General features: G+C 45.7%; 11 protein-coding genes and 1 pseudogene. 6 read left to right on the plus strand and 6 right to left on the minus strand.

What is annotated here, in order from left to right:
* Positions 1-69: 69 nt before the first annotated feature.
* Together QUA01_RS19935 and QUA01_RS19940 are read right to left on the minus strand one after the other, a co-directional pair.
* Positions 70-2,289, minus strand: coding sequence for a PAS domain-containing sensor histidine kinase (locus QUA01_RS19935; RefSeq protein ID WP_333090167.1), 2,220 nt, complete (start codon positions 2,287-2,289; stop codon positions 70-72).
* 644 nt (positions 2,290-2,933) lie between these two features.
* Positions 2,934-4,412: a leucyl aminopeptidase gene (locus QUA01_RS19940; RefSeq protein WP_333090164.1), complete on the minus strand. Its 1,479-nt coding sequence runs from the start codon at positions 4,410-4,412 to the stop codon at positions 2,934-2,936.
* A 245-nt stretch (positions 4,413-4,657) separates the two neighbouring features.
* Between QUA01_RS19940 and QUA01_RS19945 the strand changes: the two genes are divergently transcribed.
* Positions 4,658-6,859, plus strand: coding sequence for a lytic transglycosylase domain-containing protein (locus tag QUA01_RS19945; protein ID WP_333090161.1), 2,202 nt, complete (start codon positions 4,658-4,660; stop codon positions 6,857-6,859).
* Positions 6,860-7,042: 183 nt separating this feature from the next.
* Here the strand turns inward: QUA01_RS19945 and QUA01_RS19950 are convergent, their stop codons facing one another.
* Complete coding sequence (locus tag QUA01_RS19950) at positions 7,043-7,540, minus strand: pentapeptide repeat-containing protein (RefSeq protein WP_333090159.1); 498 nt, start codon at positions 7,538-7,540, stop codon at positions 7,043-7,045.
* A 109-nt stretch (positions 7,541-7,649) separates the two neighbouring features.
* Here QUA01_RS19950 and QUA01_RS19955 point away from each other — a divergent pair, with 109 nt between their 5' ends.
* Positions 7,650-8,015 (plus strand): phage holin family protein, encoded by a 366-nt coding sequence (locus QUA01_RS19955; protein ID WP_194066400.1) that lies wholly within the window; start codon positions 7,650-7,652, stop codon positions 8,013-8,015.
* A 7-nt stretch (positions 8,016-8,022) separates the two neighbouring features.
* On the opposite strand, the gene QUA01_RS19960 is transcribed toward QUA01_RS19955, so the two are convergent.
* On the minus strand, positions 8,023-8,784 hold the full coding sequence (locus QUA01_RS19960) for a cobalamin biosynthesis protein (protein WP_333090157.1): 762 nt from the start codon (positions 8,782-8,784) through the stop codon (positions 8,023-8,025).
* 119 nt (positions 8,785-8,903) lie between these two features.
* Between QUA01_RS19960 and QUA01_RS19965 the strand changes: the two genes are divergently transcribed.
* Positions 8,904-9,266, plus strand: coding sequence for a hypothetical protein (locus tag QUA01_RS19965; protein ID WP_333090155.1), 363 nt, complete (start codon positions 8,904-8,906; stop codon positions 9,264-9,266).
* Between the two features lie 68 nt (positions 9,267-9,334).
* Here QUA01_RS19965 and QUA01_RS19970 read toward each other — a convergent pair.
* Positions 9,335-9,475: pseudogene (locus QUA01_RS19970) on the minus strand (TetR/AcrR family transcriptional regulator); the annotation flags it as partial.
* A 76-nt stretch (positions 9,476-9,551) separates the two neighbouring features.
* Here QUA01_RS19970 and QUA01_RS19975 point away from each other — a divergent pair.
* Entirely contained in the window at positions 9,552-9,917 is a 366-nt protein-coding gene (locus QUA01_RS19975; RefSeq protein ID WP_333090154.1) for a hypothetical protein, read from the plus strand.
* A 377-nt stretch (positions 9,918-10,294) separates the two neighbouring features.
* Here QUA01_RS19975 and QUA01_RS19980 read toward each other — a convergent pair whose 3' ends face one another.
* On the minus strand, positions 10,295-10,909 hold the full coding sequence (locus tag QUA01_RS19980; protein ID WP_333090152.1) for a TetR/AcrR family transcriptional regulator: 615 nt from the start codon (positions 10,907-10,909) through the stop codon (positions 10,295-10,297).
* A gap of 278 nt (positions 10,910-11,187) precedes the next feature.
* On the opposite strand from QUA01_RS19980, the gene QUA01_RS19985 reads away from it, so the two are divergent.
* Positions 11,188-12,780 (plus strand): M16 family metallopeptidase, encoded by a 1,593-nt coding sequence (locus QUA01_RS19985; RefSeq protein ID WP_333090151.1) that lies wholly within the window; start codon positions 11,188-11,190, stop codon positions 12,778-12,780.
* A gap of 307 nt (positions 12,781-13,087) precedes the next feature.
* Positions 13,088-14,569, plus strand: a complete 1,482-nt coding sequence (locus QUA01_RS19990) for a M16 family metallopeptidase (RefSeq protein WP_333090321.1) — start codon at positions 13,088-13,090, stop codon at positions 14,567-14,569.
* Positions 14,570-14,639: the final 70 nt, after the last annotated feature.

Below are 14,639 nucleotides of genomic sequence, written 5' to 3' on the forward strand. Positions count from 1 at the left end.
ACAGCCCACTTGGCAATTTATAGTGACAGATAACTTCTCCCAGAGTCTTGATAATTCCGTCGGACTAATTCACAAAGGAAGCTCGATCGCAAATTCCGTCCCCTCACCCAAAACTGAACTACAGGTTAAGGTTCCGCCGTGTTTTTCAACAATAATTCGGTAGCTGATGGATAACCCTAAACCTGTGCCTTTTCCTAGGGGTTTTGTGGTAAAAAACGGGTCAAACAATTGGCTGCGAACGTCTTCTGTCATGCCGAGCGCATTATCGGCAATTTTGATGCAAATACTATTTTCGTTAAGGGCTTCGGTGCGAATACTAATAGTTGGTGTCCAGTCGCTGTCGCCCGTTAGCGAAGCCCTCGGAGAGGCTCGCCTTTTTTGGTTGCAAGCATCTTCTAGCGCGTCAATACTGTTGCTCGCCAGATTCATAAATACCTGATTTAGCTGACCTGAATAACATTCAATTAATGGTAATTCACCGTAATTTTTAATTATTGTAATTTCGGGATATTCGGATCTGGCTCGCAGTTTGTTATGCAAAATTAGGAGCGTGTTATCTATACCTTCGTGAATGTTGGCCGGCTTCTTTGCGGAGTCGTCTAAACGCGAGAAGTTTCGCAAACTCATAACTATTTCGCGAATCCGATCGGAGCCCATTTTCATTGAAGATAATATTTTTAGTAAATCTTCTCTCAGGAATTCTAAATCGATGTTTTCAATATATTTTTGAACTTCTACTGTTGGCTGAGGATAATGTGTTTGATAAAGTTCCACAAGCTGCAACAAGTCTTTCATGTATTGGGTGGCGTAGGAAATATTGCCGTAGATAAAACTGACTGGGTTGTTGATTTCGTGAGCCACTCCCGCTACCATTTGACCGAGACTTGACATTTTTTCGGTATGAATTAGGTGAGATTGGGTTTCTCGGAGTTCTTTGAGAGCGATTTCTAGCTGCTGGGCTCTGTTGTTGGCGATCGCCTCGGACAGCCGCAAAGCGTCCTCGGCTGCTTTGCGCTCTGTGATGTCAAAAATAGCGCCGTTGAGGGATAACATTTGACCGTCTGTGTGGAAAATGGCTTGACCTTTTTCTGCAACCCACCGCACATTTCCGTCGCTGTGAATCAGGCGATATTCGATCGCGTAAGGTTGTTTTGTCTGAATCGCGCGATTGATAAATTGCTCGATCGCCTCCGCATCATCGGGATGAACTATACTAGGAAAAGCCTGCACCGGTTGAATCATAAAGTTAGCTGCGGGGTAGCCAGAAATAGCTTCTATGCCGCTGCTGATAAACGTTAGGCTCGATCGCCCTGCCGCACTACAACGATAAACTGCGCCGGGAATGTTAGAAACTAAGGATCTAAATTCTTCTTCCCTTTCGCGCAAAGCTGCCTCAATCCGCTTGCGTTCGCTAATATCGCGAGCAAAGGCGCACTGATATTCTTTACCGTTAAATTCCAAATGGTCGATCGTAATTTCCACCGGAAAAATGCGACCGTACTTAGTGAGGTGGTGAACTTCAATATTAACAGAGCCGCACCTTTTTAAGACTTTCCAGTGCAAACTCCAAGCAGTTTCTGGAAAATCGGGATTGATGTCATGTATAGTTAGGTCGAGCAATTCTTCGGCAGAATATCCCAAGGAAGAGCAAGCCGCGTCGTTGACGTATACAAATTTACCGTCGGCTCCGATCCAGAATACCGCATCTGCCGATCGGTCGATCGCAAATTGAGCCAACTGCCACTTTTCCTCAACCCGGTGGCGATCGGCAATTTCTTTTTCTAACTGTTCGTTAAGCGAATTGACAATGGTTTCGGGATCGGCAAGCGCGATCGATTGTTTGGCAAATTCTCCTGTATGGATATCTGGGTTTTCGTAATTTTCTTCTACTTGTTTGAACAGCATTTTTTGAAGATTTTTTGTTTTATTTAAGGTTGATTGAGTCAGTGCTTTCGGCATCAGAGCGATCGTCGCTGCGGCTAACAATAAAAAAATTACTGCAGTTGCAGCTTTGAGAGTTACAGACCACCAATAAATAGAATGCCAAAGCATCCAAACTTGCATCAATTGAGCAGCGCCGCAGGCAAAAAGACCAACAGCAAACAGCCGTCCAATCTTGCTGCGAGAACCTTGGCGGGTAAAATAGACTAAAGATGGCGCCACAGAGCAATAAGCCAGAGCCGTCAGCGAGTCAAAAACAGCGTACAGTCGCAACTCCCGCAGCGCGTCACAGCCAACGGCGGAAGATACAGGAAGTGTGGCAAAAAAAATTGTTAATTGTTCTTGCATAAAGTTCAAGAAAATTTATCTGTACCAATGCAAATCCGCTCAAATACAATTATTTGATTTCTGGGAGTGAAATATTTAGATAATTATATACTTTTTTGAGTTGGTTTGAAACAACACTTCGCAGAGTTTTTGGAAATCCCACCGTATAATCATGGTTTCGGGGGCGCTTGAGGCACAGGATATGCCTGCTTGAAAATCAAGGTTTTCATACTGCGAGCTAAAAACTTAGTTGGCTGATGCGCGCTGAATTCAGAAACCGGGTTTCTTCGTCGTATATTTCTCGCTATCAAACGTAAATTGTGTAGAAACCGGGTTTTTCGCCCCTGCGCTTCAACAGCAAACAGAAAACAACAAACAGTAGACAATAGTCCCCGCTCGCGTGCTTTGTAAAGCACCAGAGTTCCCGACAGCACTGGGAGCATCTGGTGTTTTGCAAAAAGCATTTTTTTATCGAGCGTGCGATCGTCCCCGCTGGCGTATTGTAATTGCGAGCAGGGACGATCGCACTATAAATGCTTGCGCTGAGATACTCCCGACAGCAATTTTCCGAAAAAATGCTTTTTCCCCAACCGGAAATGCTCCCAATTAGCGGACTTTTAAGGCAGCGCAAATCTCAATTTTTGCGCTCAATAATCCACAATTAATTAAGCGCCTCCAAGCACCCAATGCACCAAAGTCCGAACTCCAAAACCTGTAGCTCCGGGGCCGTTGTAGCCGTTTTCTTTCTCGATCCAAACCGGGCCGGCAATATCTAAATGCGCCCAAGGAGTATCCTTGACAAACTGCTTCAAAAAGAGCGCCGCTGTAATCGAACCACCGGGACGGGGGCCTGTATTTTTCATGTCAGCGTGCAATGCTTTTAAACCATCAAAATACTTCTCTTCCATCGGCATTCGCCAAAACTTTTCGCCAGCCAATTCTGAGGCGGCGACTATTTCGGCGGCGACGCTATCTTGAGGACTCCACAAACCGGCGATATCGTCGCCCAATGCAATTACGCAAGCCCCTGTCAGAGTTGCTAAATCGACAATTGCATCAAGTCCCAATTTATCAGCAAATACCAAAGCGTCAGCCAGGGTTAAACGCCCTTCTGCGTCGGTATTGTTGACTTCAATTGTTTTACCGTTGGAAGCTGTTAGGATGTCTCCAGGGCGCATGGCGCGACCGCTAATCATGTTTTCGGTGACGGCGCTGATAAAGTGAACTTCGACATCTGGTTTGATGTGTCCGATCGCCTTTGCCGCTCCCAGGGTAGCCGCAGCGCCGCCCATATCTACTTTCATCATTTCAATGCCGCTGCCGGCTCCTTTGATGTTCAAACCGCCGGAATCAAAGGTCAATCCTTTGCCGACAATTGCTATTTTGCGGCGCGGTGTACCTTCGGGTTTGTAAGTTAAATGGATGAATTTAGGCGGTAAATCGGATGCTAGGGCAACGCCGAGAAAGGCTCCCATACCTAGTTTTTCACAGTCTTCCCGCTCCAGTATTTCTAATTCTAAACCGCATTCTGCAGCTAGACTTTGAGCAGTTTCTGCCATTGTAATTGGGGTGACATAATTGGCCGGCGCTGCGACTAATTCCCGTGCTAAAATGACTCCGGCAGTAATTTGGCGGGCGCGGGCGATCGCACTTTCGGTACCGGCAAAACCGAGCAACTGAATTTGTTCGACCTGCGGGGTTTTATTGTCTGGTTCCGATTTGAAACGGTTGTCTTGATGCAGGGAGAGTTCTACACCTTCGACGATGGCGCTTGCTGTAGCGTCCGCTGCGTTTTTCCATACAGGAAAGCTAATTCCGAGGGTTTTACATTTCTCTTTTTTGCCTAACTTGGCGCAAACGCCTGCAGCTTGCCGCACGGTGTCTAATTTTAAGTCTGGGGCTTTTCCTAAACCGACGATCGCAATTTTGCGAATCGGATTGTTGCCGCCGACTCTGGCGATCGCGCTGGTGCCGGTTTTACCCTTAAAATCTACTTCCTGAATCAGCTCTTTTAAAGTGCCTGCGAGTTGTTCGTCTAATTGTGCCAAATCGCCCGTGAGTTCCAAAGCGTCCTCAAATAGACCAATTGCTAGGGCATCTCCCGTCCAAGCAGAACGGGGCGTATCGGTGACTAGAAATTCCATGTTTTGATTTACTGTTTAGATTTGAGATTTTTGATTGTACTTTGTTGTGGGCGGTTTGTGGTTTTTCCTTGGTGCGCGTAAATATATCGATCGCACAAATTCCCCGCTCCACATCAAAATAAATTCTGGTACTATATCAGCGTGGAACGGGCTCGATGCCAGCGATGGCGTGGAACACCCCTCCTGCCTGTGATGGCTCTTGACAAGAGATCGATTTTCTATTCTTAATTATCTGAAATTTTCCCATGCTAAAGCAACGTAAAACCCAACTTTCTATTTTAATCAGCGTTTCAGTTTGCGTGATGGTGCTCGGCTCTTTGGTGGCGGCAGCAAAATTGATGGGTGTCGGCCCCTTCCAGAAGGCTCAGCAGCCCCTAGATGCAGCGAATTCTGCAGCGTCGTCGGTTAAGATGCTCGTATCGCTCTCACCCCAGGAGCGATCGGCAAAATTAGTTGAACTCGCCACCCTGCAGCCTGCAAGTACCAACCCCGGGCAGGAAATCTCCCCTCAAATTCGCGCCCGCTACCTGCTTGCGAGCGATTTAATCCAGCAAGGAGATGCCACCAAAGCATTAGAATTATTGGACAAACTAGAGCAACAATATCCTGTTTTAGCCTCTCATATTGCCCAAAAACGCGCCCAAGCTTACGAATTAAGTGGCGACAAAGGCAAAGCACAAAAAGCTTGGCAAGAACTGCTAAAAAATTATCCCAACGACCCCGTAGCAGCGGAAGCTTTATATGTTTTAGGCAAGTCAAAACCGGAATATTGGCAGCAGGCAATTACTGAATTTCCTGCTCATCCGCGCAGCATAGAAATTGCCCTGAAGAAGTTAAAAGAAAATCCCAACCAGCCGCAGTTGATGCTGCTAGTAGCAAAACACGGTCATTATGTCAAAGATTACGGTACATTATTAGAACAATTGGTGCAGCAAAACAGCGCTAGTTTGAAACCCGAAGATTGGGAAGAAATTGCCTTTGGGTATTGGGAAAAACAGGATTACGGCAAAGGAGCAATTGCTTACGGAAAAGCTCCCCGCACCGCCAAAAATCTTTACCGGAAAGCTCGCGGTTTGTGGCTTGACGGCAAAATTCCAGAATCAAAAATTGCCTATCAAGAATTAATGGCGGCGTTTCCCGATTCCGAAGATACTGGTTTGGGTTTAATTCGGCTGTCGCGACTGAATGAGCCCAAGGATGCGATGGTTTTGCTCGATCGCGCGATCGGCAAATTTCCCAATTATGCCCCCGAAGCTTTGCTAGACAAATCCAAACTTCTCGACAAAGCAAACAGCGCTAAATCCGCCTCAAATACCCGCAAATTGCTATTGACAAAATACAGTAATTCTGATAAAGCAAGTGAGTTACGTTGGGCGATCGCCCAACAATATGCCAAAGCCGGAGATTTAAAATCAGCTTGGCAGTGGGCGAGGGAACTAACCACCAACAATCCCGACAGCGAACCAGCACCAGAAGCAGCATTTTGGGTGGGGAAATGGGCGCAGCAACTAGGCCGCGACCAAGATGCAAAAACATCATTTGAATACACCATTTTACGCTATCCCGAATCATATTTTGCATGGCGGTCGGCCGTACTTCTGGGCTGGCCAGTAGGCGACTTCACCACAGTCCGAGATTTGTCTCCCAAGGTAGTGCGGCCGCTTCAGCGCCCGGAACCAAGCGCAGGTTCTCCAGCATTAAAAGAACTCTATCAACTAGGTCAAGATAGAGATGCTTGGACGCTGTGGCAAATAGAATTTATCGACCGCATCGAACCGAGTATTTCCGAACAATTTACCGACGGTTTAATGCGAATTGGAGTAGGAGACAACTTAGACGGTTTGTGGATGATTGGGAGTTTGCGGCAGCGCGACAAACCCGACGATAGAACCGAATACCTCGCCCTCAGACAGCAGTCGGCCTATTGGCAAGCATTATATCCTTTTCCGTACCTAGAAACCATTGTTAAATGGTCTCAAGAGCGCCAAATAAATTCATTATTAGTGACAGCATTAATCCGGCAAGAATCGCGATTCATGCCTGGTATTAAATCAATAGTTGGCGCGACCGGTTTAATGCAAGTAATGCCGGAGACAGCAACTTGGGTTGCTGAGAAAATTAATCTCAAAAAATATTCATTGGAGAATATAGACGACAATATTAAACTCGGAACTTGGTATTTGGATCACACTCACGACGAATACAAGAATAACTCGATGTTAGCTGTGGCGAGTTACAATGCCGGGCCGAATGCAGTAGCAGATTGGTTGAAGAGATTTAGCTTTAGCGACCCGGATGCTTTTGCGGAAAAAATTCCGTTTCCTGAAACTAAAGGATACGTAAAATCGGTGTTTGAGAATTACTGGAACTATCTGCGGATTTACAATCCAGAAGTTAATCAGTTAATGAGCGATAATTATGAGGCTTCACAGAAAAAAGCAAAGTAAATTATTCGTCGTGTGGGGGGGGGTTTATCTAAATTGTTGCTAATCGTTATATATTTTGGGTGAACCTGCCCCGACAAAATAGGGTTTCTTAGGGGCGAGTTCACCAACCATAATCGCCCCAAACACTCTCAAAAACTATCCCCCACCCAACAAACAATCATCAGTAATTGGCCGAATATAGTATCAGCGGCATCCCAAGGAATCGCGAGTAGAAATGCCTGTGTGAGAATTAATTCCGCTGGCTTTCGCGCACAATTCTTTAACTTGTGCGCCATCCATAATTGCGTCAGTAAAATCAGCACCGGTGATATCAACTCCATCAAAAGTAGAACGCAACAAAATTGTTTCCACTAAAATGGCATCACTTAAATCAGCCTTAGTAAATTTAATTTGATCGATCATGGCATTAGTTAAATTTGCGCCGTGCAAATTCGCCTCAGTCATCACCGAAGCGCTCATAATTGCTCCCCGCAAATCGGCATTAGAAAAATTAGTTAAGTCCATATTAGCGTTAGAAAACTCAGCAGCCCGCAGCATTTGACCGGAAAAATCGCGTCTTGTGAGTTCGGCGTTGCTAAAGGACAGCGGCGGCGCGTAATATTTAGATTGAGCCAGGGCTGGTCGCGGGAGGATGAAGATAGTTAGCGCTAAGAGGAATGCTGCTAGTTGCCGGAGTTTCATAAGTCTGATATTCTCACAAGGTGGGTATTTTGTAGTGTATCCCGAACTTTGGTCGATCGACCAAACAGTTACAATCTCAATTAATAGTGATGGAGATGAAAAAAGCGATATGTTAAGTTTTTTCTTAACTTGGATAGTGGCCGCAGTTTCGCTGGTGATTACAGCTAACATTGTACCAGGTATTGCGGTGGTTAGTTTTCCGGCGGCGATGGTGGCTGCTGTGGTGATCGGATTGGTGAATGCGGTTGTCAGGCCGATTATTACACTGCTGACGCTTCCTTTGACTGTGATTACTTTAGGTTTGTTTTTGTTTGTTGTGAATGCAATTTCGCTTTCCTTGGCTTCCTGGTTGGCGGGTATATTCAATATTGGTTTTGCAGTTAACGGTTTTTGGCCTGCTTTGTTTGGTTCGATTGTTTTGTCGTTTGTTTCTGGGTTGATTGGTCGTTTTGTGAATCCGGGCACTTTGGATTAGGAAGATATTATCCCAGATAGTCGATCGGGCAAACAGCAACCGCTACTGTAACAGAGCCTAGTTTTTTTTCCGATCGAAAGATTTTTTTGGGAACTAAGAGGGGATGGGAAACAGCCCCAAACGCAGATAAACGCGGATGACTGATGGATATCTGCGTTTCTTGATGTTGGCGGGCGGTTACAATTTGGGCGATCGCACAAAGTGCAGCCGCTTCTGCTACACTTTTAGTCCCGACCTTTTGCGTTACCACATTGGAAGGATTCGGAACTTCTACAGAATTTAAAATATCAGCAGCAAAAGTTTTTAACGGCCAGTTTCGCCCAGCACAAAGTTCCAGCAAACCGACTTCACCTGCTTTAGTATCAACAGTAGCAATACCTGCGATCGCACTTTCGGCCAAATGAGCGCCCCGACAGACATTTTGAATCGCAGTTTCGATTAATTCCCGTGGCGTTCCGCCTTCGCAACCTATCCCTACCCACAACACTCGCGGGTGCAACTGAACCTTTGGTAAAGTAGATTCCGGTGCAAATCTTCTCTGGGTGAAACTAATCCAAATTCGCCCTTTGATAGTTGACAGATTTTCCCCTTCCCAATACAATGAATGATTGTCTGGCAGACTGTTTTGCCACAAAGTAGAACCCACTTCTTGAATTACTTCTACAGTTTGTCCTCTCTTCATAGTTGCCGCTATTCCCGCCCAGTCGCCTTCCCCCCGATTCCAAGCGCTGGGAAAGTCTAACATATCTAACGTAAACTCATCCTTCATTATTCAGTTATTTCTTATGTAGTTTCACTGCGACCGCAATCTTAAAAAAAATTAACACTTTGTTTATTGAAAATTTTGGTATAAGTGTAGCATAAACTACAAAAAATCCAACATTTAAGATGGTAGAACTAAATCAGTTACTGTTAGAGTTTGAAAGAAACGTCAAATCGGAACAAGTCACAAAAGAATGGAAAGAGCGCCGGGAAAGTTGGGTTAGCGATGTGGCAGCATCAGTTAACCTGACATATCTAGCAAAATTGCTAGTTGAATTTGAATCCAACTTGCAGGGGGAATCGGTTGATATTCAGTGGAAAGAGCGTCGGAACAGTTGGGTAGAAGAATGTCTGGGAGCATCCATTGTTCAAGAAGTATCAAGTTTATTGCTGGAACTAGAAACCCAGACAAATTCGGAAGCTATGGCTGATGAATGGCAGCATAATCGCGAGACTTGGGTACAGCAAATGCACACTTTTAACGAGTAGTTTCGACAATTCAGAGCCTGTAAATATGCGTTTTCAGGCTCTAAATTTTCCTAATGACTAATGACTAAAGCATTCGGATCCACAATCATATTTTGACTGAAGCACGCGACTGCAAACATTCCCACAAATACCTGAGCGACAATCTTCGGATTCATCTTTGGATAAACTTGTTTTTGCATCGCCGTTTCCCAAAAAGCCACATCGCTCATTATAAAAAAAAAAACAGTCTAAATCAATAAAATTTGTAATAAAATAGCACAAACTGCAAACAATAAAACATTTAATATGGTAGAAATGAACCAGTTACTGTTAGAGTTTGAAAGCAACCTCACATGGGAAGCTGTGACGAAAGAATGGAAAGAACGTCGCGACAGTTGGGTGAGTAAAGTGCAAGCAGCCGTAGAACCGTCACAGCTAGCAGAATATCTAATTGAATTGGAATCAGACATCCAGTGGGAAGCGGTACAGAGTCAATGGAAACTTCTCCGAAAAAGTTGGAGAGAAGATTGTCAAGTAGTATCGACTCTGGAAGAAGTATCAAGTTTATTGCTGGAACTAGAAAGCAATACAACTTGGGAAGTATTGTCCGATGAATGGCAGGATATTCGGGAGAATTGGGTGCAGCAAGTGTACGAGTTTAACGACGAGTAGTGTCAGCGAGGCAGAGCTTTGTTAGTATGGGTTTTAAACCCCTGTCTAAAAGCGAAAGTCTTCTTGCATAGGATTAAATAACTCATGGGAGCATCTCAGCATTTAGGTGTGCATTTCGGTTAGTGTTAACTTAGATGCCCGCTCCCCAGCGCTTGATATTAAATCCGGTAGCATCGGAATTATATAGTGGGAGTGTCCCCGAAGAGCGATCGACAAATTCGCTCTTCAATGACTAATGACTAATGATATCAATTCCGGTTGCACTCATACATGATGTTAATAGTTAACAGTAAATTTACTCTTGAGATGAAAAGAGGATTTGATATGACTACTGACTACTGACTACTGACTACTGACTACTGACTACTGACTACTGACTAATCCTTAACTAAAACGCCGTTCAGAAAAATATCCGCTAATCCTTCGGCCATTTCCTGCATTTCTTGCGGAGAAGCATTCGGTTCCCCAATCGTATTTTGACTGAAACCGGCTACTGCAAACATTCCCAAAAATACCTGAGCGACAATCTTCGGATTCATCTTCCGATAAACTCCTTTTTCCATCGCCGTTTCAAAAAAAGCCTCAGCTACAACGCTCATTTTTCCGATGACTTCTAACTGAATGCGATCGCGCAAATCCGGGTGAAACTGAGCTTCCAAAAAACAGACCCGCATCATATCGCTATTTGCGCGGATATTCAGCATCCGCCGGCGCATCACCTGAGCCACTGCTTTGTAACTGCCCATCTCACTCAATTCTGTCAGCAAATCTGTCAGTATTTCCACCCATCCTTCCGTCGCCACTTGAATCAAAATCGCTTTTTTATTATCAAAATGCCGAAATAGCGTACCCTCAGCCACCCCCGCCGCCGCTGCTAAATCGCGAGTTGTCGTACCGTCGTATCCGCTGTGGGCAAACAACCGCACAGCCGCTTGTAAAATCCGCTTTTTGGTTTCTGTTTCTGAAGGAGGAGACTGATTAAAAATTCGCATGGCTTAATCGGTAATTGGTGACTGGGAATTGCGGGTTTGGGACGGGCGGGCGAAATAATGTTAAGTTTTAAGTTGTGCGCGGCTTTAATCTTAAACTTCAAACTCCTCGCCGAGATCTAGATTCTTTTTGAGATTGGCTGTATCAGCCTAACATCTGCGGCGCAACAGATCGCTTATGCCTCCAAAAATCTTTATCCTTAGAAAAGTATCCCTGGCATCGATCGCCAACATTTATTTGTTTGACAATCCAAAATCCCCAATCTAAAATCTAAAATCGAATGACCCCGCAGTTCCAAAAACCACGCGCGGCGAAGCTATCCCCTAGGGAATCGCCCCGCCCAACTCGATTCATCGCCTCCCTGCTGGCTGCTGTAATGCTGTGGTGGGGAATTTGCCCTCAAATCGCCTCCGCCCGCGAGAACCCCGCTAACGGCTCTCCAGCAATGTCTGTTCAACCGTCGCTCGATCGAGTAATCGAGCAAGTCACCGAATTCAAGCTCGACAACGGCATGACATTCGTCGTGCTCGAAAGGCCCCGATCGCCCGTAGCATCGTTTTTAATTCACGCTGACGTGGGAGGCGCAAACGAACCCGACGGCCAAACCGGAGTCGCCCACTACCTCGAACATTTAGCCTTTAAGGGCACGCCAAAAATCGGCACTACCGACTACAAAGCCGAAAAGCCGCTGCTAGAAAAACAAGACGAACTCTTCGAGCAAATGCAAGCAGCCAAGGCGATCGGCAAAACCGAAGAAGTCGCCAAATTTAGAGCAGAATTGGACAAAGTTGAAGCAGAAGCAGGGCAATTTGTCAAGCGCAACGAATTCGGCAAAATAGTCGAACAAGCAGGCGGAGTCGGACTAAATGCCGCTACTTCTACCGACTCGACAATGTATTTTTACAGCCTCCCAGCTAACAAATTAGAACTGTGGATGTCGCTGGAATCAGAGCGATTTCTAGAACCTGTATTTCGGGAATTTTACAAAGAAAAACAGGTGATTTTAGAAGAACGGAGGCTGCGAACTGAGAATTCTGCGATCGGACAAATGGTTGAAGCTTTTGCCAGCACAGCCTTCTCGGTTCATCCCTACCGCCGCCCCGTAATTGGCTACACCGAAGACATTAAAAACCTGACACGAGAACAGGTGCAGAAGTTTTTTGAGACTCACTACATCCCCAGCAAGCTAACAGCAGCGGTGGTAGGAGACGTGAAAGCTTCGGAAGTGAAGCGACTCGCTCAAATTTATTTCGGCCGCTACAAAGCGAAACCAGCGCCTTCTGACTTGGAAATTGTGGAGCCTCCGCAAACGCAAACTAAGGAAGTCACGCTGAAGTTAAAAACTCAACCTTGGTATTTGGAAGGATATCACAGGCCGGCGATGAATCATCCCGACAATGCGATTTATGAAATTATTGGTTCTTTGCTCAGCGATGGCCGCACTTCTCGGCTCTACAAATCTTTGGTAGAACAACAGCAATTGGCGCTGGCGGCTCAAGGTTTCAGCGGTTATCCGGGGGAAAAATATCCGAATTTGATGTTGTTTTACGCTCAAACTGCTCCGGGCCGCACGGTTGATGAAGTAGCAGCAGCTTTGAGCAAAGAAATCGATCGCCTGAAAAATGAGCCAGTTTCTGCTATGGAATTGGAGCGGGTGAAAACTCAGGCGAGAGCCGATTTGTTGCGATCGCTCAATTCTAATATGGGCATGGCATTTTCGCTGCTGGACTATCAAGTAAACACCGGTTCGTGGCGAAATTTGTTCAAGGAATTGGATGCGATCGCGGCTGTTACTCCGGCTGACATTCAGCGTGTCGCTCAGGCAACTTTCCGCCCGGAAAATCGCACGATTGGTAAGCTTTTGCCACTTTAATCAGAAGGAAGAAGGAAGAAGGAAGAAGGAAGAAGGAAGAAGGAAAATTTGTTTCCCGACTCTGCCCCTTCTTGCCAACTTAGCTCGTTTCCAGGCTGTGCCTGGAAATGCAGATCCCGAGGCTCTGCCTCGTCGAATTTCAAATCAGCGAGGCAGAGCCTCTAGATATCGGTTCCCAGGCAGAGCCAGGGAACCAGTTAAACCAGTTAAAAAGGTAAAAAACACTCGTTTTCAGGCTCTGCCTGGAAATGCAGATACCGAGGCTCTGCCTCGTCGAATTGTCAACAGATTAAAATTAGGAGAAAGAATGACAAGGACTAAATTGAAACTAAAAAAAGTAAAGTTATTTCTGCTATCACTTTGCATTTTTACTGTTTCATTGGGCACGTTTAATTTGTTACCTTCCTTCGCGGCAGGGCCAAAACACTATGACGAATTAACATTCCCGGCGGTGCCAGAAATCAAACTGCCTAAATACACTCGCTTCGAGCTAAAAAATGGCATCCGGGTGTATCTGATGGAAGACCGGGAACTCCCGCTAATTGGGGGAACGGCGCTATTTCGCACGGGCGATCGCTTTGAACCTGCTGATAAAATTGGATTGGGAGGATTGACGGGAGAAGTGCTCCGAACTGGCGGCACGAGTCGGCATACGGCTGATGAATTAAATCAGTTGCTGGAACAGCGAGCAGCTTCGGTAGAAACGGGAATTGATGCTACTTCTGGTAGCGCTAATTTTAGTGCTTTAGCTGAAGATTTGGAACCAGTGTTTGACTTGTTTGCGGAGGTGATTCGGGAGCCAATTTTTGAAGAGGAAAAGTTGGATTTAGCGAAGAATCAAACTCAAGGTGCGATCGCCCGCCGCAATGACGATCCTAACGATATTACCGGGCGCGAGTTTGAAAAGTTAATTTATGGCGATCGCAGTCCCTACGCCCGCACGGTAGAATACAAGACTATCGCAAATATTTCTCGCGACGATTTGGTGAGTTTCTACCAGAAATATTTCCATCCCAAGAATATGATTTTGGGTATTTCTGGTGACTTTGATACAGCTAAAATGCGATCGCTCGTCGAGGAAAAATTCGGCAACTGGCAACCGAGTCAAAGTGCAGAAGTGCCGCCGTTACCAACGGTATCGCCGGCAAATCAAGGTGGCATATTTTTGGTAAATCAGCCGCAATTAAGTCAAAGTTACGTGCAAATGGGACATTTGGGCGGAATGCTCAGCAGTCCAGATTACGGTGCTTTGGACGTAATGAATGGGGTTCTCAACGGTTTCGGTGGCCGTTTGTTCAATAACGTGCGATCGCGCCAAGGTTTAGCTTACACAGTTTACGCCGCTTGGAGTCCGAGATATGACTATCCGGGGGTGTTTGTCGCTGGTGGCCAAACGCGATCGGACGCGACAGTACCGTTTATCAAGGCAATTCGCGCTGAGATCGATCGTATCCGCACCGAACCAATTACCGCCGAAGAATTAGCTTTTGCTAAAGATTCCACCCTCAATTCTTTCATCTTCAAATTTGAAAATCCGAGTCAAACATTGTCGCGATTAATGCGCTACGAATACTACGGTTATCCCGAAGATTTCATTTTTAGCTACCGCCGCAGCATCGAAGCAGCAACAATTGCCGACGTGCAGCGCGTAGCCAAGACTTATTTGCAACCGGAGAATCTGGTAACATTAGTAGTGGGAAATAGTACGGCAATTGAACCGCCGTTATCGAGTTTGGGAAATTCGGTAAAAGTGCAATCTGTTGATATCACAATTCCCTCGGCTACTTAATCGATGATTTCTGTGACGCACCAGACTATTGTGTGGTGCGTCACTGTGAGATTGTGAATCTAATTTGTAA

The sequence above is a fragment of the Microcoleus sp. S36a_B3 genome (genome assembly GCF_036700745.1).
Taxonomy (GTDB): domain Bacteria; phylum Cyanobacteriota; class Cyanobacteriia; order Cyanobacteriales; family Microcoleaceae; genus Microcoleus.